The 26,533-nt window shown below is 39.8% G+C and carries 20 protein-coding genes; 8 read left to right on the plus strand and 12 right to left on the minus strand.

The genetic code is table 11. The features are described from left to right. Positions 1 to 22: 22 nt before the first annotated feature. The gene (locus JZO83_RS00615) at positions 23 to 340 is read right to left on the minus strand and encodes a PTS lactose/cellobiose transporter subunit IIA (protein WP_019723249.1); all 318 of its coding nucleotides are present in this window, start codon (positions 338 to 340) and stop codon (positions 23 to 25) included. A 19-nt stretch (positions 341 to 359) separates the two neighbouring features. Then, entirely contained in the window at positions 360 to 680 is a 321-nt protein-coding gene (locus JZO83_RS00620; protein ID WP_206855584.1) for a PTS sugar transporter subunit IIB, read from the minus strand. 614 nt (positions 681 to 1,294) lie between these two features. Between JZO83_RS00620 and JZO83_RS00625 the strand changes: the two genes are divergently transcribed. The 6 genes from JZO83_RS00625 to JZO83_RS00650 all read left to right on the plus strand — a co-directional run bounded on the left by JZO83_RS00625 (position 1,295) and on the right by JZO83_RS00650 (position 11,044). Then, complete coding sequence (locus JZO83_RS00625) at positions 1,295 to 2,221, plus strand: helix-turn-helix transcriptional regulator (protein WP_207114750.1); 927 nt, start codon at positions 1,295 to 1,297, stop codon at positions 2,219 to 2,221. Positions 2,222 to 2,568: 347 nt separating this feature from the next. Continuing rightward, positions 2,569 to 4,290, plus strand: coding sequence for a SpaH/EbpB family LPXTG-anchored major pilin (locus JZO83_RS00630; RefSeq protein WP_207114751.1), 1,722 nt, complete (start codon positions 2,569 to 2,571; stop codon positions 4,288 to 4,290). 23 nt (positions 4,291 to 4,313) lie between these two features. Next, positions 4,314 to 9,278, plus strand: a complete 4,965-nt coding sequence (locus tag JZO83_RS00635; protein ID WP_207114752.1) for a SpaA isopeptide-forming pilin-related protein — start codon at positions 4,314 to 4,316, stop codon at positions 9,276 to 9,278. Continuing rightward, on the plus strand, positions 9,271 to 9,969 hold the full coding sequence (locus tag JZO83_RS00640) for a pilin N-terminal domain-containing protein (protein ID WP_207114753.1): 699 nt from the start codon (positions 9,271 to 9,273) through the stop codon (positions 9,967 to 9,969). Before JZO83_RS00635 ends, JZO83_RS00640 begins: the two co-directional genes overlap by 8 nt. A 232-nt stretch (positions 9,970 to 10,201) precedes the next feature. Next, positions 10,202 to 10,522: a hypothetical protein gene (locus tag JZO83_RS00645; RefSeq protein WP_207114754.1), complete on the plus strand. Its 321-nt coding sequence runs from the start codon at positions 10,202 to 10,204 to the stop codon at positions 10,520 to 10,522. 138 nt (positions 10,523 to 10,660) lie between these two features. Then, entirely contained in the window at positions 10,661 to 11,044 is a 384-nt protein-coding gene (locus tag JZO83_RS00650) for a hypothetical protein (protein WP_207114755.1), read from the plus strand. A gap of 120 nt (positions 11,045 to 11,164) precedes the next feature. On the opposite strand, the gene JZO83_RS00655 is transcribed toward JZO83_RS00650, so the two are convergent. The 10 genes from JZO83_RS00655 to fdrA all read right to left on the minus strand — a co-directional run bounded on the left by JZO83_RS00655 (position 11,165) and on the right by fdrA (position 23,953). Then, positions 11,165 to 12,157: an aldo/keto reductase gene (locus JZO83_RS00655; RefSeq protein WP_207114756.1), complete on the minus strand. Its 993-nt coding sequence runs from the start codon at positions 12,155 to 12,157 to the stop codon at positions 11,165 to 11,167. Positions 12,158 to 12,300: 143 nt separating this feature from the next. Then, positions 12,301 to 13,116: a peptide-methionine (S)-S-oxide reductase MsrA gene (msrA, locus tag JZO83_RS00660; RefSeq protein ID WP_207114757.1), complete on the minus strand. Its 816-nt coding sequence runs from the start codon at positions 13,114 to 13,116 to the stop codon at positions 12,301 to 12,303. A 133-nt stretch (positions 13,117 to 13,249) separates the two neighbouring features. Then, positions 13,250 to 13,987, minus strand: a complete 738-nt coding sequence (truA, locus tag JZO83_RS00665) for a tRNA pseudouridine(38-40) synthase TruA (RefSeq protein ID WP_207114758.1) — start codon at positions 13,985 to 13,987, stop codon at positions 13,250 to 13,252. A 143-nt stretch (positions 13,988 to 14,130) separates the two neighbouring features. Next, on the minus strand, positions 14,131 to 15,183 hold the full coding sequence (locus JZO83_RS00670) for a PTS sugar transporter subunit IIC (protein ID WP_207114759.1): 1,053 nt from the start codon (positions 15,181 to 15,183) through the stop codon (positions 14,131 to 14,133). 13 nt (positions 15,184 to 15,196) lie between these two features. Then, entirely contained in the window at positions 15,197 to 16,135 is a 939-nt protein-coding gene (locus JZO83_RS00675; protein WP_207114760.1) for a 2-dehydropantoate 2-reductase, read from the minus strand. Positions 16,136 to 16,678: 543 nt separating this feature from the next. Further along, positions 16,679 to 17,893: a dicarboxylate/amino acid:cation symporter gene (locus JZO83_RS00680; RefSeq protein WP_207114761.1), complete on the minus strand. Its 1,215-nt coding sequence runs from the start codon at positions 17,891 to 17,893 to the stop codon at positions 16,679 to 16,681. A gap of 6 nt (positions 17,894 to 17,899) precedes the next feature. Then, positions 17,900 to 18,838, minus strand: coding sequence for a carbamate kinase (arcC, locus tag JZO83_RS00685; RefSeq protein ID WP_207114762.1), 939 nt, complete (start codon positions 18,836 to 18,838; stop codon positions 17,900 to 17,902). A gap of 22 nt (positions 18,839 to 18,860) precedes the next feature. After that, positions 18,861 to 20,105, minus strand: coding sequence for an MFS transporter (locus tag JZO83_RS00690; RefSeq protein ID WP_207114780.1), 1,245 nt, complete (start codon positions 20,103 to 20,105; stop codon positions 18,861 to 18,863). Beyond that, positions 20,092 to 20,949, minus strand: coding sequence for a DUF2877 domain-containing protein (locus JZO83_RS00695; RefSeq protein WP_242542330.1), 858 nt, complete (start codon positions 20,947 to 20,949; stop codon positions 20,092 to 20,094). The genes JZO83_RS00690 and JZO83_RS00695 overlap by 14 nt, the downstream gene beginning before the upstream one ends. Then, on the minus strand, positions 20,942 to 23,953 hold the full coding sequence (gene fdrA, locus JZO83_RS00700) for a DUF1116 domain-containing protein (protein ID WP_207114764.1): 3,012 nt from the start codon (positions 23,951 to 23,953) through the stop codon (positions 20,942 to 20,944). The genes JZO83_RS00695 and fdrA overlap by 8 nt, the downstream gene beginning before the upstream one ends. 121 nt (positions 23,954 to 24,074) lie before the next feature. Here fdrA and JZO83_RS00705 point away from each other — a divergent pair, with 121 nt between their 5' ends. Together JZO83_RS00705 and JZO83_RS00710 are read left to right on the plus strand one after the other, a co-directional pair. Next, a complete protein-coding gene (locus JZO83_RS00705; RefSeq protein ID WP_207114765.1) occupies positions 24,075 to 25,667 on the plus strand; it encodes a PucR family transcriptional regulator in 1,593 nt (530 codons plus the stop codon). Beyond that, positions 25,642 to 26,466: an alpha/beta hydrolase gene (locus JZO83_RS00710; protein ID WP_207114766.1), complete on the plus strand. Its 825-nt coding sequence runs from the start codon at positions 25,642 to 25,644 to the stop codon at positions 26,464 to 26,466. The genes JZO83_RS00705 and JZO83_RS00710 overlap by 26 nt, the downstream gene beginning before the upstream one ends. Positions 26,467 to 26,533 lie beyond the last annotated feature (67 nt).

A 26,533-nucleotide genomic window follows, 5' to 3' on the forward strand; every position in this document is an offset into this window, starting at 1 on the left:
CTCCTCTTTTCTTTTTTAAAATCTACGCCTCAATTCGACGATATAGATCGATGATTTCTTTCGCTAAATCAGTAAAAGCGATTGAAGTCATCAAGTGATCCTGACTGTGGACAGTCAATAATGTCACTTCCATATGTTCGCCTTGCGCTTCTTGTGTTAATAAGCCAGTTTGTGAATGATGCGCTTGAACAAGTGACTCTTCTGCATCTTTGATTTTTGCATCTGCTAATTCAAAGTCGCCTTTTTTCGCAGCAGCAATCGCTTCCATTGCATCGCTTTTTGCGTTCCCGCCAAACATGATCAATCCCATGATGGCTTCTAGATTTTTTTGATCTTCCATTTTCTTCCCTCTTTTTCTATTATTTATTAATCAACGTTTCTGCTTGTTCTAAGACTTTGGCACCATTCATCATTCCGTAGTCTTGCATGTTGATGACATCTAATGGAATTCCTTTTGGTGCTAATTTTTCAGCAAATTGACTTTGCATGAAACGTACTTGTGGGCCTAATAATAAAACGTCTACATTTTTTGATTCTAATTGGCTATCTGCTTCTGATGCTGAGACTGCAAAGATGTCTGCTTCTACGCCTTTTTCTTCTGCTGCTTTTTGCATTTTTGTCACTAATAAACTTGTACTCATTCCTGCAGAGCAGACAAGCATGATTGTTCTTTTTTCCATTTTCGAACACTTCCTTTTCTTATTCTTACACTTTTATATAAGCAATTACCGTGCCAACTTTTAAATTACTCAATTCCTTGATAAATAAAGGGTTTTCAAAGAGAACGGTTTCAACACACACTGATTTTTCTTCTGCACACTAATTTTAGTGTGCGTTTATTTGAATCATAGAAATAGATTTCACTTATCACCTTACCTGCCTTATCTTCCTGTTTGCCCACGCTTTTATCCTTCTTTCCTTTCTATTCGTACAAATTCTCCTTCTAACAACCGTTTTCCAGCTGTTTTTCCTAAATCTAGCGGGATTAAATTGTTTCAGAACCTTAGATTTTTTATTTTTAAAACATCTACTCTAGACTCTCTAAGTGGCGACTTTTTTGTTGATCTCACTTCGTTTGTCAAACATAACGTTTGTAACTATTGAAATACCTACCTCATTATTAATTTTTGATTAATTTTCAAGGAAAATAAGATTGCTAATAGATAAGGTAAATATAATATAATTAACAGGTCATCTGTGATAAACATCGTCTATACTCGATTTTTGAATAACTTTATCATGAAAAGAAAATAACTGTTACGTAAATACAGGGATGAAAGGCAGGCTATAATCAGTGACTAACAATGGTTATCAAGATTTTACTCTCGGTGAGCTACTGAACGACATACGGAAAGAGAAAAAAATATCGACAAAAACAATCTTTTCTTCAGGAATCACACGTCCCGCTTACTATCGTTTTGTTCGAGGGGAAGGTGAAATCAACTTGATCAATTTTCTTAAACTATTGCATATTCTTGGCATTGAGTTGAGTGAATTAGAAGCGGTGATCCCTATACTTATGCCTGAAACACGCCTCTTGGAGAATGAACTGACCGATGCAATCTCTGCAATGGATGCTACAGCCTTAAAAAAAATAAAAAAGAAGGCGTTATTAAGATTTAAAGAAACAAATGAACTGAAGTATCGATATATTTTTTTACGTGCTGAAATTATGTATAACAAGTGGACAGGCAATAGCCAACAGCTCCTTCTAGTCATTAGGCAAATCAAAGATTACTTAGACAGTATTGATTTATGGACAAATGGTGAGCTCCTGCTTTTCTCCTCGATCACCGAAACTTTATCGTACGAAGAATATGAATATTTTTTCAAACAGTTTTTACTGCGTCGTAAAAACCACGAAGAACAACTTGATCCAATCGTATTAGATCTACTTTATTTCGGTTATTATGACACAGCCTTGAATTCAAAAAATAAATTGAATGTAGAACGTGCGACTCGATTTGTTTTAAAAAGAAAACCTAACAGGCATAATTATCGCTTTAGAATTTGGCGATTATTCGTTCATGCAGCCAGAATTTCCTTAACTAAAGATTACGATCTCGGCTTAAAAAAATTTGAACAACTGCAAAGAATCATCGTCTATATTTTTAAAGAAGATTTTACAGGAGAATTTGAATTGAATGCACTGCAAGAAATGTGGAAAAAGGTTCAGGTCATCGTTCATCAAGAAAACTTGTCTGAAACAGTCACCACATGAACGACTCCCCCTTTCACTCTATCGATGAATTTCTGTTCTTGAAGTACGTACTTTTTTAAGAATCGATCTAAGCGAAAACAAGCTTAGATCGATTCTTTTTTTCTTGAGAGGTTTTAAATCACCACTTTATATTCATTATAATATATTTATTTACTCATGTAAAATTAATCTTTTTCTAATAATAAGAGTGTCATCTATGAAACTTTTATGAATCATTTGTCTTTATTCAACTACTCTTAAACTATGTATGGAAAAGAAAAAGGAGTGACGTTCAATCGATACACTTATCTATAGATGCGCAAAACCGGTAACAAATATTCAATACTTAATCGTTGAGGAGGGAGAACATGAAGAAAAAATTTTTTTCAGTAAGACAATTATCTAAGCTATTATTTACCACTTTGTTATTATCCGCTGGTTTATCTTCAGGTAGCAATTTATTATTACAGGATAACCAAATCATCCATGCCGAAACCTTGGACAATGCAATAGCAAATGAAACATCCCAGCGTACATTAACGATTTGGAAATATGCAATCACTGATTTCAGCCAACTAGAGCCTCGCGGTGACGGTACCGTCACCAATCCAAGTCGAGAGTTGATCCCTGGAATCCAGTTTAAAGTAGAGCGTGTGAACAAGATAAACGGTGGCGCTTCTTTGACCGATCCAAAAGTACAAACCTTAGGAACGAATTATGAAATCGATTCCACTTTTACTGCACAGACGATCACAACAGATAGTACAGGAAAAGCCATACTTGATTTAGGCACCGGTCGTGCCAATGATGGAATCTATTTAGTTACTGAATTGCCAGATAATCGTACAGGTGCTGATTTAGCCGCTACCGATGGGAAAAAGATTGAAACGCCTGTTTATCCATTCTTTGTGTATATTCCACAAACCAGCCGTTCAGATCTATCTTCGTTGATTTATGATGTTCAAGTTGAGCCCAAAAACATTTTGGAAGATTTGCTTCACCCAGACAAGACTATCAATGATAAAAAAGGTGATTCGGTACAAGCTGGGCAAACCTTTAGATGGGAATTAACGACGAACATCCCTGCCGGTCTCTGGCAAATTGCAAGTCAAACAGGCACCATTGACATCTTAGATGAAACCGGGAATGCGGTGGCTTCGGTTGAGATGGTCGCAGGACAACCCATCGTTTATCGTAATGGTAGCAATTTAGTACAACCAAATTTTTCGATGGTGGACGAACTGAACAGTGATCTGACCTATATTCCTGACAGCGCCAAAATGCAAGTAAGACAAGCTGGCGGAGAATGGATCGATTTAGCATCTGAGGATTACACCGTTTCATTTGAAAGTAGTACAAATACAGTAACCACTACCTTGACAGAGGCAGGGCTGAGCAAAGTGGGATCGGTAGCAAACGGTTATACGGATATTCGGACCTTATTGAGTACCCATGTTCCTGAAGGTTGGAACAATATCGTTGAAAACACCTTTACCGTCAACCACCAGATTCCTGGGCAGCGTCCGAAAAGTACGACGCCTCCAGAAACAACAAATCCAAAGTACTATACCGGTGGTTTTGATATTGAAAAAATTGAAGAAAATAGCGAAGAAGGCCTAGCTGGTGCAGAGTTCAAACTTGCCATATCAGAAAGCAATGCAAACAATAAAATTTTTATTGCCAGTAACGGAAATAGTTATGCGGAAGATGCCAATCTACCAACAGGAGTCACCTTCTTAACAACGACTTCCGATGAAAATGGCCACGCTACGTTTGATGGATTAGCCTTAGATTGGACAGATGCGAATGATAATAACTATGTGGAAAATGGTGAAGTCTCACGGGATTACTGGGTAGTCGAAACAACCGCTCCACAAGGCTACGAGTTATTAAAAGAAGCACAAAAAGTCACCGTTGACTTAACTACCGCAGATGATGTCACCATTGAGCTGACTGTTCTCAACCGGCCACAAACAAGCTTACCCTTTACAGGCGGAACGGGAAGAACTGCTTTGATCTCAGTTGCACTTATCGCCATTGTGGCTGGTGCAACAGTAAGCTTTCTCTACAAAAAATGGAAGCAAGCATAAAGTCATACTGAAAGGAGATTACTATGAATTCTAGATTTTCTAGCCTCAAAGTAAAACCTCCGATGTTAATAGTCGTTGCTTTAGCGATTATCCTCGGTATAATCGTTAAACTCATTATTATAGGGGGACTACTTAGAGCCCAAGAAGACGCAACTTTAGTTGAAGTCACCAATAGTGACCAAACAATGCTGACCAAAGATACCCAAATTTCGGATGATCCCGCAATGATCACGATCAGAAGTAGCGAAAATCGCCTACTCGTTCTTCCAGCGAGTGAAGATTATGCGATTTCCCTTTCCGAAGAGGGTAGAGAACAACCGATTCCTCTCTACCCTGCTGATTCCTTTGTGCAGGACGAAGAATTACTTCGCTTAGGCATCGGCGACCTGCCGGCTGACACGGGAGAAGATGCAACGGATCACACTACTGATGAGACAACAGAATCCACTAGTGAAACAACAGCTGAAGCAGTTGAATTAGCAACAGCTAGTGATGTCATTCAGGTGGCGTCCGCCGAAGACGATTCACAAGCAATGACTTACTTGCGTCTAGTGAAAGATCAGCCCGTCACTCTTGTCTTTCGTGAACCGACTAAAGATATGAGTATCGTCTTGACGGATGTCTACTCACAGAATTATCAAACCCTGTTCCAATGGTTGCTACCAGAAGAGCCTACGAACGAAACGGTAACGACAAACGAGCCGCCTTCTGAAGAAAGTGTGGTTGAGGAAGAACCGACTGAGGGAACAGCAGAAACTACTCAAGATGAGTCGACTGATGGAACAGGAGAGCCTGATCAAGAAGAACAAACAGAAGCAACAGAAGCGCCTGATCAAGAAGCGCCTAGTAACTCCTCTCCCCCACCATTTGAAGCAGATACATCTAATGAAAATATCTTAGTTGTAGAAACAGAAGAAACAGACTTGGAACTAGATGAGCTTTTAGCACGTGATTATCAGGAAGAAGATTCTTTAGTCACACCGAGATTAGCAGCAGATGCTGCTGAAGAAATCAATGCGACAACGACGAATCCAGTCACGATCTCTGATGCAAAGTTAACGGTGGCGACAGGAACCGCAAGCTTCGATAGCAATGATGATCCTGGCTATGATAGTTCTCCGGACAATAACATTGTCCGCTCAAATGATCAAATTTTCTATCGTCTCGGTTTTTCGATCCAAGCGTTACCGACAAGCAACTATACCAACATTCGTTACCGGGTGATCAGTACATTGCCGAATACATCCACTTTAGTAGATGGCTCTCCTTTTATCAATGGCGAAATCAGTAATGGGACCCTTAATGATTCCGGACAAGGAGATGGCACGGTCATTTCTCAAGGTATAGTCGAATCGACTATTCATGAGTCTGGTCAAGTATTTGTCCCTATCGTCATCAACACTTTCGCAGCAGAACACGGAACAGTGCTGAAACCGACATTTGAATTGCAACTCATTGATGCGTTCAATGAAGAGACAGGGCAAATCGAAACATTTAATCAAAGTTATACCAATGAACAAATACCCACATTAGATGTCCCTGAAACTATCGTCTCCTCCACTGCATCAATTTCTGCCGAATTGGTTCGTGGAGAAACAACGGACTATCAGATTTATGACCCCAATGCAACAGAGGAAGACCTCGTTTATAATATTGGATTAGTTATCAAATTGAATAATCTCCCTGGTCGCATCTCTGGAGATATCCGAGGCTCTGCCTATCCGGAAGGCCCAATCAGCTTTGATCTCAACCAACAGGTCACTAGTACAAAAGATGGGGCTATTTCTCCAGTTGATCCTAGTTTATACGATGCAGCACAAACACGTTTTTATTCGGTAACGAATGCGGATCGAACTGATGCCATTTGGCAACCGACTTCCGCTGGTATTCCGTATGAAACCACTTTCGATCCGACTCTACTGGAACATCCGTTAGCTATTCCTCATGGAAAAACTGACACGATCTATTATGATGAACCAGTAGGTGATCGAACAAAAGTGGGAGTCTTCGATTCTGGTAATCTAGCAGTCAGCTTAGGATCTTATCAAGAAACTTGGCAAATCAATAATTATGTTGGAATTAAAAATCCATATACCTACACGACTGTGGGTAATACATTTACCAATCAAGCGTTTATCAGTGCTGAATTTATCTACAATTGGGATGACACCAACCTGAAACAATTAATGGTTGACGATCAATGGGAATATTATACTTTGAGTATAAGTATCCCCTCACTCACTTACGATGGCACCACCACAGCAAATAATACAGAACTAAACTTCAGTAGCTTCTATATCCCACCTGGAGCAATGACTGCCGGACCGAATATTGTTGATTTTAATTTACCTGATCCAGTTACTAATATCCGTCTATCAGGAATGAATCAAGATATTGGCTTTGGTGACTGGGCAAATAATATGGGAAAGCCATTGCTGATGCGTGGACAAAAGACGTATGTTGGCGGTTGGCACATACAAAGTTATCTACCTGAAAATACGAAATCAGATCAAATTATTCAATGGAATACCAATGGATACAGATATGATGATTCTAGACAACCTTACACTCAACGATTTGAACCAGATAATTCCACACGATCGTATTTGACTTACGGTGTTAGAAAAGACGGGAACGCGATGCCTAGCCTAACGGTCTCTAATACTACTGAACTCGCTGAGGCATACACTTGGTATCCTACGGTAGAAGAAGCGCAAGCAGCTGGTGAAATCAGTGCAGTAAGATTCCAGTATCAACTTAGTGACGTAACTCTACTTAGTACTTGGAATGGTGTACCAGTGACTGTGATTGGGAATCCCGGTTCACAAGATGATGATGGGAATCCTTATGTTGTTTTAGCTTCCTCAGCACTTAAAAACACCGATGATACAATTATTAGGGCTGTTCCTCACGTTGAGGAAGCTACTTTTATCCCTGCTGTATGGAAAGCAGATGGTAGTGATGTTGAAATCCCTTATGACACCACAACTGAAACACTCGCCTCCAATATAGGTACCAATGCCTTTATTCTAGATTTTGGTATTACAACAAGTACGGAAGTGGAAAAATCCTTGTACGAAACAACAGAGACCATTGCTATAAAAGTTCGAGGAATGCTGGAAGGTGCAGAAGAAACTAACTATGATACCGCACTAAACACCACTCTACCTATAGGAATCAATTATCTAGCTGGTTCAGCGAAAGATGCCTTTGATCAACCTTTAGCAGATCCATATATTACGGAAAATGAAGATGGCACAACAACCTTGCGCTGGGTCTTCCCAGATTCTTCTTTAGCTACGGGCACAGAGGTCAATTTCCTGGCAGAGAGTGATATGTCCCAACTCACCTTTAACGATTTAGGGATCACTCCATCACTTGTTGTACGAACCGTCGGAGAAATGTGGGTTTCTGATGATCCATCCCTACAGGATATTCGTGTGGAGAATTCTCGTTCTTCTCAAGATCAGTTTGTCGAAGAATTGATCCAGATTCTGTCAATCAATAAGCGAGTGGATAAGTTAGCCATTGAAGAAGGCAATCATGAGATGGCTCCCTTGACCTCAATTGATGCGGAGACCGCTTTCACTTATACGATGGCGGCAACCAATAGTGCCACGCAGTTGGCGCAGGATTTCCGCTTGTTGGATGTCTTACCGTACAACGGGGACTCTCGTGGCTCTTCCTTCAATGGTACATTAGAAATTGCTTCCGTTTCTGTCGACACAACGGGTGAGTATCAAATCTACTACACAACTAGTGCAATCGACGATACGATCAACCCGAATGCAGTCGATTTGTCGGGCTGGTCGCAATATATGCCCGGAAGTAGTTCACCAAATGAAATCCAGCAAGCTAGAGCGATCATGCTGACGAAAGATAATCTAGCCGTCGGAGAAACAGTGACCTTGTCAATCACTGTTCAGCCAGACGGTCAACTAGCCGGAGACCATTATGAAAATATTGCAACCATGAATGCGCTCGTTGATCTGCCTGTCCATTCACAAAAAACAGTCACTCATGTGTACGGTCGTGATCTAAGCGGCATTGTTTGGGAAGATACAAATCGGGACGGTTTATTCAATAATGATGAAGTGTTATTACCAGATATTCCGGTAAAACTTTATCGCACGAGTTCATTACATCCCGATGAAATCACTGATGTTCTTGTGGAACATGATCTAAAAGGCAATGTGTTGATTGACGAATTAGGGAATTCAACGATTACAACAGATGCTGAAGGTAAATACATCTTTAAACATCTCCCAGAAGGAATCTATGTGGTTGAATTCCAAATCGAAGATAAAATCCAACGGCGAGAGATTGCAGTAACCACACCGATGGTCGGTAGTGATCCTGCAATCAATTCGAAAGCGCACCAAACGAATTTTAAGACCAATGAATATCTTGCGGAACCTTTAGAAAATCTCCCTGGAATGACTACAAGCGAAGATCCAGTCTTCCATATTCCTCATTTAAATCTAGGAATCCTTAGCACCTTAGGGGACATCTACTTGTATAAATTTGAAACAGGTACAACACAAGATGAGAACAATGATGGTCAGCCAGATATCGATGAAGAAAATCAGCTGGTTGGTGGGACGAAACTTGCAGGTGCTGAATTCGTCTTGCAAGAGAAAGAAACAGGCGATGCTGTTCAGACGATGACAACCGATGCCAATGGCCGCATCTACTTTGAAGATGTTCCATTCGGTGAGTATGAATTGATCGAAACCAAAGCACCAGACGGTTATGAATTATTGAAACAACAAATCGATGTCACGGTAGATGCGGACAACATGGTCGTTCACCTTTTCGCTGAAGATGACTTGATCACTGAATTGCCATTTGCTGGTAACAACTCGATCATGCAGCTCCTATTGATTATCGCTGCAAGTCTAGCGCTCGTCGGGTTGATTGGTGTAGGCGTGAAGTATTCTCGAGAAGGAATGGAGCGAAAAAAAGGAGGAGGGAAAAAAGATGAGTAATGGAAAAAACAAATACTCTATTTTATTTATTTCTCTTTTCGTTCTACTATTTATTTTCAATGGTTTGACTATTCCTGTCTACGCCGAAGATGGCAACTTTCAACTGACTATTGTCAAATATAAACTTTCAGCACAAGATATCGACAAGGATCTCTTACCTGCTGAACCAACAGACAAATTGGAAACGGATATCACAGACGAAAGTGGACAAGCGTTGGCGCCATTTCCTGGTATTCGTTATCGGATCGTTAAGGTTACTCCTAGTAATAACAGCTCTGACCCTTTTACTGAAATTTCGGGAGTCGAACCAATCGAAATAACTACAGGAACAAATGGTCAAGCGACTATTTCATTATCTGAAGGGTTGTACGAGATCACAGAACTGGCAAATGATGAATTAGCTTCCCCAGCTGAACCAGTCGTTGTACAATTGCCAACCATTACAGATGAAGGAACTCGCTTAGAAGAATTATTTGTTTATCCAAAATCAAGTGTACTCGTTTCCCCTGTTGAAGGAATCGATCCCCCAACGAGTCCAGCTCGAGCGGGCCAAACTTCCCCAAAAAGGATTCCACAAACAGGTGGTGCACTCAGTTCACTTTTTCCGATCTATTTAACGATTGCTCTTATTGTTTTGCTTGGTATTGTCGTAATCGTTAATTTTAGACCTAAAAGGAAAAAGAAACCTTAGACCTGCTGAAACGAAAGACTCAGCTTGAAAAATAAGCAGAAATTCACAAAAATCAATCCATGATTTTTGTGAATTTCTAACTTATTTCAACCTTCCATTCATCTTTTTTATATTTTCGAAAGCAGAAAAGATTCATTTCTTTGCTTTTTTCAAAAATCTAAAAAATTCACAAAAAATCATGGAGATCTTTTGATGATCCATCACTATCTAGTTTAAAAAGGAGGCGTGACTTATGCTTGTGAATAGTATCTTGTCTCTTGTTGTGTTAACACTTTTAGTATTCTTAAGTATTCAGATCATCAAACAGCTTAGACTGATTTCACTGAAAAAGAATGCTGTTGATCAACCGGACTTATACAAAAAAATCAGTATTTATGAACTGAAATTATTCAAAAAACAATTTTTTTATCTCTTAGTCATCAATTGCTTGATCACTATTGCGTTAGTCTTTTGTATTTATATGTTATTTGAACTACAAAATGCTAGAATCAACGATCACCGAACCATTCTCAATTTAGTCGAACGTATCCGAGAGTTAAATGCAGTTGAATAAGCAAATATCCAGTAAAAACCTATTTAGATTTGAACAACATGATCGATATTTATGAAATAGCTGATTGTAGCGCTTTGTTAGTTATCGGTGCTACCTAGGGAAAAATTATTCTTTTATTAAAAGGACGTGTGGAATAGTATGAGTAAACAAAAAAAAGACGGGTGGTTTTTTTCAAAAAGTTTATTAGATGAAATCTATCAAATCCCGATCGAAAAAGAAATCGACTTGGAAAATGAACAAGAATTACAGGAATACGTCATTGAAACCAGTGACTTGCCTACAGTGAATGATTTAGAAATACCAGAAATAAAAAAAGAAGAAGATAGACCTGCCTCTTTTCTTGAAGGTTCAACAGAACCTGAAAATGCTGCGCCTATTTTATATGTTAAATCAAGTCCGCTTCGACCCGAAACAAGTGCGAAACAAGACGAAACCAAAGAAAACTTGCAGAACAGTGAATCCTTCACCTTAGAACCACATGAAGGCAAGCTCTTATATCAGGCAAAAAATCCTGGTAAATAGCTAATACGAAAAACGTAAAATATCTGGAAATCTTCCCCGAAAAAAAGACACTAGCCAAAGTCTAAGGACTTAGGCTAGTGTCTTTTTTCTCTCTTGTTGACCGACTTCATTTTTTTCTAATTACTCTGCTAGAATTGCTTCGATTTTTGCTTCTTCTTCAGTCGAAAATCCTAGACAGTCCATCATTTTGACACTTTCCTGTAATTGAGTGAGACGGCTTGCGCCAACTAATACACTCGTAACGGATGGTTGTCGGACATTCCAAGCCAATGCCATTTGTGCCAATGTTTGTCCTCTCGCCTCTGCAATTTCTTGCAGGCGACTGATTTTTCGTAAGGTCGGCTCGATTTGTTCCTCTGAAAGAAATGGGATTTCTTTCCGGTGCGCGCGCGAGTCTTCCGGAATACCATGTAAGTAGCGATTCGTTAATAAGCCTTGTGCTAATGGACTGAACGTGATCGCTCCTAAACCATTTTCTTCAAGAACTGGCGCTAAATCGTTTTCTAACAATTCTCTAGAAAACATATTGTAGCGCATTTGATGGATGACAAATGGCGCATCTTTCTTACGTAAAATCTCCGTCATACGTTGTGTATCAGCCCCATTATAGTTAGAGATACCGATATAAAGTGCCTTCCCTTGGCGGACCAATTGCATCAACGCCTCAGCAGTTTCCTCCAAGGGTGTTTCCGGATCTGGGCGATGATGATAGAAAATATCAACATATTCTAAGCCCATCCGTTGCAAGCTTTGATCACAGCTGGCAATGATCGATTTGCGAGAGCCCCAATCACCGTATGGTCCTTCCCACATATAATAGCCAGCTTTACTCGAAATGATCAATTCGTCACGATATGGTTTGAGATCCTCTTTAAAAATCTGCCCAAAGTTTTTCTCCGCTGCCCCAGCAGGTCCACCATAGTTGTTGGCTAAGTCAAAATGAGTGATCCCTAAATCAAAAGCTCCTCGCAATATTTCACGTTGCTTACTGATTGGATCATAGTCGCCGAAATTTTGCCATAATCCTAATGATAGTAAGGGCAACTTCAAGCCTGATTGACCACTTTTTCGATACTGCATGTTTTCATAACGTGTTTTATCCGCCACGTACATCGCATTCACTCCTTTTATAATAAATCAATAAAGTACATCCCATAACTTTCTGCTATTTTATAGCTTATACGGCACAGCTTCTCTTTCAGAGACACAATCTCTAATGATTAGAAAACGCTATCATAATTGTACTACATTTTGCATCAATTCTTTGGTTTTCTCCACACCTTCGTTAATTTTTGCATAACTGCTAATTGATGGCGTGTCTGTTTTATTTTTTTGTAGCGTTTTGGTTGCTTACGATAAAATTGCTGATGATAATTTTCTGCTGGCCAAAAAGGTTGTGCAGGCAAGATAGATGTAACAATCGGCTTTGCATACCGCCCAGATTCACTCAGCGCTTGTCTTGATGCTTCAGCGATTTTTCGTTGCTCTTCATTTTGGACAAAGATGATTGGACGATATTGTGCGCCACGATCTTGGAATTGGCCAAATTCATCTGTAGGATCAGTCACTTGCCAATAAATCTCGACCAAGTCCTGATAGCTGATTTTTCGAGTATCAAAAATGATTTCCACAGCCTCGACATGTCCAGTGTAACCACCACTGACTTGATCATAATTTGGCTGTACTACATCCCCTCCTGTGTAGCCGGATAAGACAGAAATAATCCCTTCTTGTGTCTCAAAAGGTTCCACCATACACCAAAAACAACCGCCAGCAAATACTGCTCGTTCTTGCACAGTCGCATCGGTTATCTCATGTTGAGCAAAATCATACTGCGCTTCACCTAACGGATCACCTACCATACGCAAATAAAAATCCATGACGTCTGGCGTCAGATTTTGTCGCAATGCCAATGGTCGGAAAGAGACTTCTAATCGGTCAAGAACTTCTTTCAAAGAACCAGAAGTTGCTAATTCTTCTTTCGCCTTGATTAGCTGTTCTCGCTCCCAGTCGCGTGTATTAGGGTTTAAAATCAAATTATAGAGCGTCGTGATTTCCTCATCTTTCTTCATCGGGTTTCCCCCTCTCAAAGCGTCCGCTATCTATCCAAGAGAGAGGTTGTGACATTCGTCCGATCGGAAGCCCAATTGCTTGAATGGTATTCCAAATACAACCTCATCTGGCTTGAATTGTTGTTAGCTTATCTTAATAATACACTTCATCTAAAAAAAGTGCGTGTGCGGGAACTGTCTCGCCTGCTTGCTGTCTGATTTTCGTTTCAAAAACCGTATCGATCAATGACAACTCTGCTTTGCCTGAACCGATATCTAAAATCGTGCCCATCAATATCCGGACCATTTTATATAAAAAACCATCCCCCACGAATGTAAAATGAAGCATATTGCCTTCTTGTTGAATCGACAGTTCTTCAATCGTACGTACCGTTGATTTTTTTGTTTTCTTCAATGCTGAAAAACCAATAAAGTCATGTTTGCCTACTAGTTTTTGACAAGCTTCTTCCATTTTTTGCAGGTCAAGGTGTTTTGGATAATCAAAGCTGTGATTCCGCTCAAAAACTGTTGGGATTGGTGCATTCCAGACATAATAACTATATTTTTTGCCTTTTGCATTGTATCTGGCATGGAAGCGTTCAGGCACTTCTTCCACTTCTTTCACCACGATATCTCTAGGCAAATAACGATTAAGGAAATCTAACATTTCCATTCGACTCATCGTACTAGCTGTCTTAAAGTTAGCCACTTGTCCTCTTGCATGTGTGCCAGCATCTGTACGGCCAGAACCAATGATTTCAATCGTTTCACCCGTCATTTGCGAAATGATTGCTTCAATTTTTCCTTGGATCGTTTTTTCGTCATTACCTAGTCGTTGCCAACCAGAATATCTTTTCCCATCATACTCGATCGTTAATTTTATATTTCTCATGTGTTCTCCTTCTTACTGGACCCATTCATCCATTGCTTTCATTTAGTGACAGTATAGCAGATTACAGCAGATCCTTCTCAAGAAAAAAACGCAAAGCAGAAATTTCTCTGCTTTGCGGCTTTCTTATTTGATCTTTTTTTTGATTATCCTAAGAACTTAAAGACTTCTTCACGGTCATAAAGTTTCAAGACTTTTTCACATAAAAATTGTGTGAATAATGCAGCTGCTACTGGTATAACTAACCAGCACACAAGTACCATCACGATATTCAATCCAGCATCTAAAGAAGCTAAGGGTCCTACCAAGCCAACTATACCAAATCCAGCTGAAGCAGGTGTTCCTGAAACTTCAAACACTGCTACAGGGATTGCAGTAATGACCGCACTGATCAGACATGGTACTAAAATGATCGGTTTGCGGAACAAGTTAGGCATCATCATTTTCATTGCACCTAACGCAATAGCGATCGTCACGCCTGATTTGTTGACACGCCAAGAATTAACAATCAAGACAAATGTTGTTGCAGCAACACCCATCGCTGCTGCTCCGGCAGAAACGCCATTCAATTGGATCGCCAATCCGATCGCCACGGTAGAAATTGGTGAAATAATCAAGAAAGCAAATGAACAACCGATCAAAATTGACATCAAAATAGGTTGTAATGTCGTAAAGTTGTTGATTCCTTCACCAATCGCTGATGTGATAGATGTCACAAACGGGAATAAATAGAAACCGATCAGACCTGCACCTACACCAACAACGATCGGTGTTAAGACGATTGCTACTGAACCAAAGGCCGTTCCGATCAATAAGATCATCCCAACAGCGATCGAAGCAGTGATCATCGTATTGATGATATCACCAGTTCCAGAGCCGACATAAACGCCACCTTCGCCAAGATCAGGCATAAAGCGTACAACACCTGATCCGACAAACGCTGCTCCTGACACAACCATCATTTGCATCGGGTTCAATCCAAATTGTAAACCGATCAATGCGCCGATAATCAAAGGAGTCGCTAATTGGAAAATCACAGCAAGTTGTGAAATTGTTACTGCAACAGGATAATCACTAAAATACTTTAAAATTGCTCCAAGTACAGCATTCGGGATCAACCCTACGATGATTCCAGTTGCTGTTCCGGCTAATACTTTATTCAAGAAAATTTTTGGGGTTAATTTGCTTGTCGTTTCCATTCTTATGTTCCTCCTATTTCGCCTTTAAAATCTGCTCTTTTGCATGAACGAGCGCTGTTAAGAAGTCACAATAAGGAGTGGCAATTCCATATTTTTTCCCTTTACGAGAAATTGCTCCATTAATATAATCGATTTCTGTTAAACGATTGTTTTTGATCAAGTCTTGGTGCATAGATGGGAAATGCATCCCAATCGTTTCAGGATCAAAACAAGTTTCGCAATGTGCGACTGCTTCTTCCACATCTAGATCAATATTTTCTGCTTTAGCTACTTGACCGAATTCGTTTACGATTGCAACAACCATCTCATGAGCGGTAGAAGTGCTGCCAAGTCCCGCCATATTGACGTCTAAAATCGTACACAAGCCATTCATCGTTCCGTTGACACATGCTTTACGGTAAATCGAGTAATGGATATTACTTGAATACTTCGCATTCAACCCAGATTCAGCTAACGTATCAGCCAATGCTTTCGCAGCGTCTTCTTGTCCATCTCCTAAGTTTTGTAGTTCTACTGAACCACTACCGAATAATTTCACGCGACCAGGACCTTCTAAGCCTGCTGTCCACATCGTATTCCCGATGAAAATATTTTTCATTGGTACAAATTTCTCAATAATATCTTCATGGCCGATCCCATTCAATAAACAAAGAACTTTTGTATCGTCTTTGATCATTGGGCGAATATCTTCCAGCATTTTTTCTAATTGCATTGCTTTAGTGAATAAGACGATCAAATCAACTTTTTCTGCATCATTGATTTCTGATTGAAGGACAACTGGAATATCAACAACGATGTCTTCTCCGTTAAAGTTTGCTTTCAATCCGTTCTCTTTGATCGCTTCTACGTGGTCTTTCCACCCATCGATCAACGTTACATCATTTCCACCTTTTTGCAACATGAGTCCAAAACGACTCCCCATTGCACCTGCTCCAGCAATTGCTATCTTCATTTCTTTGTTCTCCCCCTTTTTTTGACAATACAAACAATCCACAAAAAATTTTCTAAATAAAATAATTCAAACATTCACAATATCTAGTGACTATCCATGATTTATCGATTATTTAAATCATTTCCTTGCTTCATTTTCCCATTTACCTGTCGTTATTTCAAATACTCTGATTGAAAATTCACGAATAAAAGCGTTATCTTTTATTTATAGCATGGTACTCAAGGAATCTCGTATTGCACTAAGCAACATTATACACTAAAATCCAGTAGTTTTTCATATATAACAGAGATTATTTTAGTTAATTTTTTAAATTGGTACAGTTATATAATTTTGTTGACCGAGATGTGAATATTTGAACGATATTGTTTTTAATTCATGGTGGGGGTGGGATGAATTTTATTTACGAATAAAAAGCGAGCCCATACGACTCATTTCAAAAATACCCCTAGGTTAGATTTTGGAACTAACACAAGGGGTTTAACTACAGAATAATTTTTTTTACATATTTATCTATTTTAATAGTTTTTTATCATCTCTTCGTACTCATGTCTGTTCAAAAACCTCATAATCAATTTCATCCACTGATTTCGCCACTAAGATTGCGGAATAGACGTCAGAATTGACATTCAAGATTGTCCGCAGCATCCCTACTAGCCATTCGACGCCACCAAAAATAGCAATACTTTCGATGGGTAACCCCATTTGTGGGACAATAATGGCTAAAGAAACTAATCCTGCGCCAGGAACTACTGCATTGGCTAAGGAAATAAAAGTGGCCAAGATTGCAAGATAGATCATGGTCGTCCATTTGAAATCGATTTGGTACATCTGGGCAATTGTTATTACGGTGAGCGCCATGTGCATTGCTGACCCGTTACTATTCAGTGACATCCCTAATGGCAAGACTAAGTGGCTGATTCGCTTACTCAAACCTAATTTATATTGCGATTCTTCTAGTTCGATGGGTAATGTGATTGCTGAAGAAGTCGTTGCAAGGGCCATGATCGATATATTCTTCATATTTATTATCAGTTTTAATGGATGTAATCGACCGTAAATACTGACAATGATTAACCATACTAATAAAAACAATAGTGTGGCTAATGTGTAGACTAATAGATATTTCACCATTGGCAAAATGACTTGCGTTCCTAGTTGACTGATACTACTACTCACTAATGCAAATATTCCAATAGGTGCAAGACGCATCACATAGTTGATAACTTTGATGATCACTTCGTTGAAATCAATAATTAGTTGAAACAACTGCGATTCAGGCTGTTTTTGTGTATAGTGATTGAGTGCCAGTCCGAAAAAAATAGCAAAAACGATGATTTGAATAATCGAACCTTGCGTAAGAGAGTCAAAAATATTGTCAGGTACAAATTGGAGGAAAGTTTCTTGCAGTGACAACTCCTGTACCTCGATTACTGGGCTTAAACGATCCATTTGTTCCATCCCTGTGCCAGGGGCAAACAGCACGGCGAATAATACGCCCCACAAGGCTGCTAATAAAGAGGAGATACCGAAGATGAGCAATGTGCGGGTCCCAATACTTGTTAGTTCTTTCAAATCAATGCTACCTAAAGCTTGAACGATTTGACCAAGAATCAATATTGGAATCGTCATTTGCATCAATCGTAAAAATACTTCCCCAATTGGTTTTAACAAAGGACCACTCATCGGCAGAAATGTTCCAACCAGAATACCAAAAACCAACGCAAGACTAATTTGAATAATCATGGCATTTTTTTTCATCTCTATTTACCTCGTTTGTTGAATCACTGTCCCCACGCCTTCAGTCAGATGGTTCAATTGTTCAATAGAAGTGATGATCGCTTGGCACCTCACATCTTTTTCAACAAAACGAATTGCTGCCTCTACTTTCGGCAACATACTTCCAGCGGCAAAATGACCCGCCTTCACATATTCTTTTGCTTCTTCCGGGGTTATCATCTGTAGAGCTTGTTCTTCCGGTTTCCCATAGTTGATATAGATAGAATCAACACCTGTCAAAATAATCAAACGATCAGCACCAATAGTGTCTGCTAATAGGGCGGCTGAAAAGTCTTTATCATTGACTGCTTCAACACCTTGATAATTTCCCGATTCATTGATCACCGGAATCCCACCGCCACCTGCACAAATCGTCACAACATTGGCTGCCACCAAAGCTTGTAGGGCTTCTTTTTCAACGATTTTTTGGGGTTGGGGAGAAGCGACGACTTTACGATAGCCACGTCCTGCGTCTTCAACGAATTTCCCACCATCCTGTTGTAACGCTTTTTTTGCCTCTTCTTCTGTATAAAATGGGCCAATTGGTTTTGTTGGCTTACGAAACGAGGGATCGTTTGGATCGACTTGCACTTGTGTCACAATCGAGACAACCGGTTGTTTGATTCCACGATGTATAAAAGCGTTGGTCAATGCTTGTTGCAGCCAATAGCCAATACTTCCTTGCGTCATCGCTACACATGTATCCAAATCCATCGGAGGATTTTTTTCGCTTACTGCTGCTTGTTGTTGCAACAATAAATTTCCAACTTGCGGACCATTGCCATGACAAAGGATGACTTGTTCCCCTTGTTCAACGAAAGCCGCAATGGCTTCCGCCGCCTGTTCCACTACTGCTTTTTGTCCTTTATCGGTGGGATCTGTTTCCAAAATAGCATTCCCACCCAAAGCAATCACATTTAAACTCATCTCTTTGTTACACCTCTTTTCATTATTCTATCGTTTGTTTGTGCTCTTCTTTTGCCAATATTGCAAAGAGAATCAAACCGATAATCAACAAGACACAAGAAAGGTAAAAACCAACTTGCATCGATCCTGAAGTATCTGCTAAATAACCAGTAACGTAAGGAGCCAAAATCGAACCTGACATCCCGATAAAATTATATGCACTTAACGTCGTCCCTAATGCTGCTCTTGGTGCATGTTTTGTAACAAATGTCACCATGATCGGGTCAAGCGCCAACTTCCCAGTTAATCCATAAAGGATCAACACCGTGATCAATAACGTTCGATCAGTGACAAAAGCAATGGCAAAAACCGAAACGATTGCTAATGGCACCAGAAGAAAGACCAATTTTTTCGTTGCCCCTGTTTTATCATTGATTCGTGCAAAGAGTAAGGCTCCTGGAATCGATGCCCAAGGTACTAAAGAGGAGATAAAGCCGACGCTCGCTCCAGTAAATCCACGTTCTGCAATCAAAAACTGCGGCAGCCAAGTAAGTATCACAAAATTAGCATAAATGCTGGTAAAACATAAAATAAAGGCTGCAACCAAATTGCGATTCGTAAAAATCTGCTTTAAAGAAATCTTTTCTTTTGGACCTTCTTCCACTTCTGCTTCTTCACCCGGACGGATCACTTTTTCTTTCAGTAACACATAGAATAAAATCCCGACAATCAATGTGGGAATCGCCATAAGGTAGAAAGGGCGACTCCAATCATCCCCATTTTCCAAGACTAATTTACTTGATAGAAGATAGCCTCCTGATGTTCCAAATGCCATACCGCTGTTGATGATAGCATTCCCGATCGTTCGTTTACTTTTTGGGATTGCTTCTGTTGATAACGCAAACTGTGGCCCATAATAGGCACCTTGACCAATCCCAGCAATCGCGCGAATGACTAAAAATAGAATAAAAGTTGTGGCTAATCCAGTGAAATAAGTAGCTACTGCTAAAAGCAGAAAACCTACTGTGATCACTAATTTTCTACCGATTTTGTCGCCAATGATCCCAAAAGGAATCTGAGCAATCGCATAGGTCAGAAAGAAAATACTATTTGCTAATCCTAATTGTGTATTGCTTAAACCAAATTCTTCGCCTACGACACCCATGATCGGGTTGAATATCGTCCGCGTAGCATACATCAAAACCCAACCAATAAAAAAGATTGCCACTACTTTGATCCAATAAGTATTGCTGACCCTTACTGCTTGTTTCTGTTTACTCGCTTCCATGTTTTTCCCCACTTTCTTCTCCTTCGATTGCTTGTAACGCCAACCAGATGCCAAAAGCCAGATCCTTTCCCGAAGAATGTCCAATCTGCATGATTTTCTCCAACTGTTCATCTATTTTTTCTTCTTTATTTTGTGCTAAATCTGCAAATAATCCATATACTAAAGAGTTAGCATATCCTTTTATTGCACAGGTCAAGTAGGCTTGACTAATAGCGGTCGTTCCCGTTTGCACTTCTCCTAGAGCAACAGTTAACGCTGCTCCTCTAGGATCTGAAAGTGCCCCTAAAACAAGCTGATAAGCCATCAATATGTCATCACCGCTAGGCGTCAAGCCTTTCCCTCTTCCTAATAAATAGCTAACGACTTCTTGCCACTCAGTTGGTGTCCACTCTTTATCTGACTGTGCCATATTGGTAAACAAGGTACTTGCACGGTGATCCACTGGCAAACCGATTTTTGCCTGCAAGTTTTTTTTCGCCAACTTTTTTTTCAACACGAGTAATTGCTTTTTGGCTATACCTAGTGAGAATATATTTAGCGCAACCGACTGATACGGTTGAAGCGCGATTTTTTTTACACCTTGTGTGCTGTAGATCATCAACATGTCTTGACTTATCTTTACTCGATTTCCTATCTGAACAAACGGGGAAAGAGATTGGAATCGCTCCTCAGGAAGATTGATTCCAAAGCTGGACAGATAATCGTGAAAACATGCAATGTTAATCAATTGCCCATTGATTTCAAGATTGAATGAACGATCGAATACGCTGTGGATCATACCTGTTTTTCCAAATTGTTGAAGAGGGACAAGATACTCGCTCAGGTAGATTTCTTTTTTACTCAACATTGATTCCTAGTTCTTTCGCATAGGCTTCTAGTGCTTTCTCGAAACATGCCAATGGCGCTCGGACCGTCCCCGCACCAATTTGACCTACCCCAGGATTTTTATGTGCAATGCCAGTGTTTATGACCGGCGTGATTCCTGTTTCGACAACTTTTCGTATATCGATCCCTAAACAAGTGCCTTGGAAATCCCAAGTCGGTATGGAAAAAGTTGGGTTATGCCCTTCACAGATTTTGGCCATTTCATTCGATGTTGCTAATGCGTCTTCAAAGCCACCTGCGCCAACAAAGCGTGTTACTCCAGGGGCTGCCACCATAGCCATACCACCTACACCAACCGTTTCTGTGATGGCACTGTCACCAATATCTGGATTGCCGTCTTCTTCATTAAAGCCTGTAAAATACAATCCCTTCGGAGTATTTACTGGCGCACAATGCCATGTATCGCCTGTTTCTGCGATTCGAACACCAAAGTCAACACCATTACGTGTCATCGTAGTGACGATCGTACCTTTAGTCCCTTTACGCGCACCATCAACGATTGCTTTACCAGTTGCCATCATAATATTCAAGAAGAACTGATCGGTATCTGCTAAGAACTTGATTACTTCATACTTTTGTTCTTCTGCAATCTCCGTTTTAATGATTAGTGGGGCGATTTCTTTTAAGAAATTCAGTGAGGCCGCAATGTTTCTTTGATGAAACTCATCGCCCATTGTAATCGAACGGGCAATCAAAACATTCAGATTCAATCCCTCCTCTGTTAATGCCAAGGCTTGACTGATTGTTGGACCTAAGACATCTTTGATCCAATCCAAACGATCAACGACTTCTTGTGAATACGCACCAAAACGTAAGACTTTCCCTATACCTTCATTCAAAATACAGTATGCTTGATTCCCTTCTTTACGATTCTTAACAATAAAGACAGGCATCTCACCCGAAGTGATCCCTCCCATTGGCCCAACTGCTTGCACATGATGGCAAGGAATAAAACGGACTTTATTTGCTTCAAAAAGTGCCATTGCCTCGTCTTCCGTTTCTGCCCACCGTTCGAATAATGCCGCGCCTAGACACGCGCCACGCATCGGACCGGTCATTTCAGCCCATGAGATTGGCGGACCTGCATGTAAAAGTGTTTTTTGCTTCGGATCATTTAATTCTGGTATCACAGTTTTTGCAGGAACTACATCCGTCAGAAATGGCTGTGCATTCTTGATTTTCTCTGTCACTTTCTGATTCTCTTCTTCAATGTTGTCTTGATATTCTTCTAATGCATCCAAGATTTTGATCATTTTCTTATTTCCACTCGCACGAGGACGCCAATCCAGCTGGACAGTTTGTCCACCGTAAGTATCAATCGATTCAGTGAAACTTTTCAAACCAATATTGATAACACGAGGTTTCGTCGTCAATAATTCTATTACACGCTCACTTGGCTGAGGAATAGTTACTGTCTCTCCTTTGTATGGAATAACCTCTTTATCCTCTTCCGACAAAGTGATTCCTTTCAACAACAGCGCCAATTGAACAGCTTTTGCATTGCTTTCTGCAACAAAAACTCTCGCCTCTTTCAGACGATCGACCGATTTTTGATAGTCTTGTGGATCATTCTTCGTTCCACACACGGTCGCTACAAAATAAAGTTCACGCCCTGCCATTTCTGCTTGTGACTGCGCAGCCTTAATCGCTGGCAACAATGCACCAACCATATCCTCATGGGCACCATACCCTAAAACAACATCAAACAAAATCACACCAGTTTCTTCTTGCTTGGCATACTCTTCGATTTTATGGATACGGACTTCCGGATCGATCATTGGATGTGGTTTACCTTGCGTATAACGATCATCCCCTAAATCGATCACTTCGTATCCTTGAGATTTTAGGATGAACCCATCCGCTTTGACCAACCCACCCAAATCTAATACTTCAGAAATCAACATCCCTGCTTCAGCAGCAAGTGTCCCACCTGAATACAAGCCTTTAACAACTTTACTTTCAGCAAGTGTGACAGTGTCTGGCTTTTCCATTGGTTCAAAATAATTCTTTTTCACTGTTGCTTCATTTGCTAGATCAACGGAAATATGTGCGGCTTCCTCTAATGTATGCGCGAGATAAACCTTTCCTTCGTGATTCGTTGGTTTTTCTCCTAAGAAAATAGCGACGACCGGCTTCGAAATACTTTGTAACAATTGCACGACTTCATCTCGTACTTCTTTTGCAGGTGGCTTAGAGATCACACAAATCACATCTGTAGGTTCATGCTTTTCAAGTGCGATGATGGCATCTTTCATGGTGATTGCCCCCACAGGATCACTAAGGTCTCGACCGCCTGTACCAATGGCATGGACCACGCCGCCACCAAGGCGATCAATGATCGTCGTCACTTCTTGGATTCCTGTACCAGATGCACCAACCACACCAATATTCCCTGGTGCTACAACATTTGTAAATGCAATCGGAATACTGGATAAAATTCCTGTCCCGCAATCCGGTCCCATCATCAGCAACCCTTTTTCGTGGGCTAATTTTTTTAGACGTACTTCATCCTCGATTGCGATATTATCCGTAAAGGAAAATACATGTAGATTGTTTTTCAGCGCACGTTCCATTTCTGATGCGCCGTATTCTCCTGGAATACTAAACAAAGCTACATTAGCATCTGGCAATTCTTCTAGTGCTTCTTTCCAAGTCGTTACTGACTTTTTCGTTTGTGCCGTTTCTTTTGCCGATAGATCCGCTAAAAAATCATCGATCATCGGCAGTACCTTCTCCATAATCGCCTTATCTTCACTCTCTACAACGATCATCAGATCGTTTGCAGAAGCAGTCTTGGCTTTTTCGGTTAGGAGTGACGTGTTATTCAAAATATCTTTATTGGCATCTGTTCCCATCATGATCTGACTCATATTGACTTCTTCAAGAGAATTGATTTGATTGGTCAATAGCATCAAGTTGATGGAATCTTGATAATTATTGGGTAAAACAACCGTTTCTAACATAATAGACCTCCTTAATCATTCTTACATTCTCATTGTAGAAGAATAAGAAAGCGTTTACATCGGACGTATTTCTAAAATAATGCTATACTTTTTATCCATAAAAGGAAAAAAGGAGAATACGATGAAATTAAGGGAGTTATTGTCGCTAGGGGAGCTGAAAAAAGGTAAGATCCTAACTAACGAGATTGGTTTGGATAATGAAGTTGAGACTGCGATGGTCTTGGAAGCCATTGACATCGAAAATTGGAGTAAACGAAATCAACTGATACTAACCTCGTTTTATGCATTGAATGACTTGGCAGAAAAAGAATTAGAAGATTTTTTTATCAAGATGTGTCAAATCGGAATCAGTGGACTTGTCTTAAAAACAGATCGGTTCATTAAAGTGATTCCCGAATGGTTTATTAAGTTGTGCTTCAAATATGAAATCCCCTTGATCAAGATCAGTCAAGAAATCAGCTATGAAAAAATCCTATTAACGATTTATGAACCCTTACTCAATGCACATGCCCGTACTTTGCGAACTTATTATGAAGCAAGACAGAGATTCAATCGCTTAGAAAAACAGTTTTCTTCTTTAGAAACAATCATGCAAGAGTTTTATCAAATCATCAAACTTCCTTTTTCCTTAAAATTACTTGATAAAGAAATCGAAATCAGTGACGGTCCGATTCCTACGAATGCGATCGTACTCTCAAGGGAGATTCTTCTACAGACAGATTTCATGAAAAATGATTACTCTTTACTAACACTTTATTCTCAAACAGACTCGCGGAAATATTACGCATTAGAGATCACTATCTTCAATAACTATTCTCTCAACTGTTTGTTGCTTGTTTATCTAAACGATCAGCAAGTCAAAGAAACTGACTTAGTCATCATCGAAAATGCCATTGATGCATTACAAGAAAAATTCAATACAGAAAGTTTATTGAAGAAAGAGCGTTATACACGACTGAATAATTTGGCTGATGCCATCTTACAGAATACCCCACGCAATCCCGAAGAACTCGATAGCTTGTTGCAAGAAGCGCATATGCAGTCAAAAGATTCCTATCAAACAATTGTTTTTTCAACAAAAGAAATACCAACACAGTTGATGAAAAATCGCATCCTTACACTGTTGCGGACATTGAAAAAAGAAGCAATCTTTTTTGACCAACACCAGTATTCTGCTGTTTTATATAACTTTGATCAAACGGAAGGATCAATCACTAAAAGTCAGCTTGCACATCTAATGACAGAGATTCTTGCAGAAAATGAACAAGTAACATTTGCCATCAGCCAATCAAAGCCACGACAAGAAATCAAGGAATTGTTAATTGAGTGTTTGGATATTTTGAAATTCAACACCTCCTTCTACAACGGACCAATCGTGATATCCGAAGATATTGGTATATTCAAACATTTTATTCGAGAAAACAAGCTAGCGACATTGCAAGAAGCAATCCCTGCGAGATTAGAGCAACTAGCCCAAACAGACCACGACTTATTTGAAACTTTTTATTGTTTTTTACAACACAATCGTAACTACAAACAAACAGCAGAAGCCATGTTTTTACATGCCAAAACGATTCGTTATCGTCTCCAAAAAATTTCAGACTATTTATCCATCGATTTAACGAATCCGTTACAAATGGTCAATCATGAGATTGGTGCTTATATTATCAAGATGAGGAGACAAGCAAATGAAAGAAACCAAACAATTACTTGATGACATTACGGTAACGATCGAACACGCTCAAAGCAATACCCCAAAATATATCCTTTACCTGCACGGTGGCGGACTTATTTATGGATCAAAAAACGATTTACCACATGCGCTAAAAAATCGATTTCTAGATCAAGGCTATACGATTTTATCTCTTGATTACTTATTGGCTCCAAATACGTCGGTAGCAGAGATCATTGAAACGTTGAATAAAAGTTTTTCGGTCTTAGGAAAAATGATCATCCAAGAACAGCCCTTTGGTATTTGTGGGCGTTCTGCTGGGAGTTATTTGATGTTCCATTTAACCAAACATTTAGGTAGGAATAAAGAAATCACACCAAATTTCTTGATCAATTTTTATGGTTATACTGATTTTGAATTCTTGAAAAAAGCCCCTTCTCCCACAGAGAGAACATTGACAGCTGAAGTCCTTACTGGAATCGATCAAGAAACACCACTGGCAGATGATCCATTGATGACTCGTGCCTTACTTTATCATTATGGTCAACAACAAGGTATCTTAGCCGACTACTATGGGTTACCAAAATCACAGGATTGGTCAAATTATGCCATCCGTGAAGAGGAACTCGCTGATTTTCCCCCTTGCTTTAGTACAGCCAGCACCACAGATCAAGAAGTCCCTTTTGCTTCGAGTAAGAGGTTGAGCAAACAGATCCCGGATAGTCGATTCAAACCTGTTTATGATTTAGAACATGATTTTTTGAAACAAACAAGCGAACCACAAGTCCAGACAGTCTTAAAGGAGTTATCCGATTGGTTATCCGCCAAAGAATCATTTTGACCAATTTCACATCAAGCTAGGAATAAAAAAGCCTATCCCTCAATAAACAGGATAGGCTTTCTCTTTT

This window comes from Enterococcus sp. DIV1298c (genome assembly GCF_017316315.1).
Classification (GTDB): Bacteria; Bacillota; Bacilli; order Lactobacillales; family Enterococcaceae; genus Enterococcus_B; species Enterococcus_B mangumiae.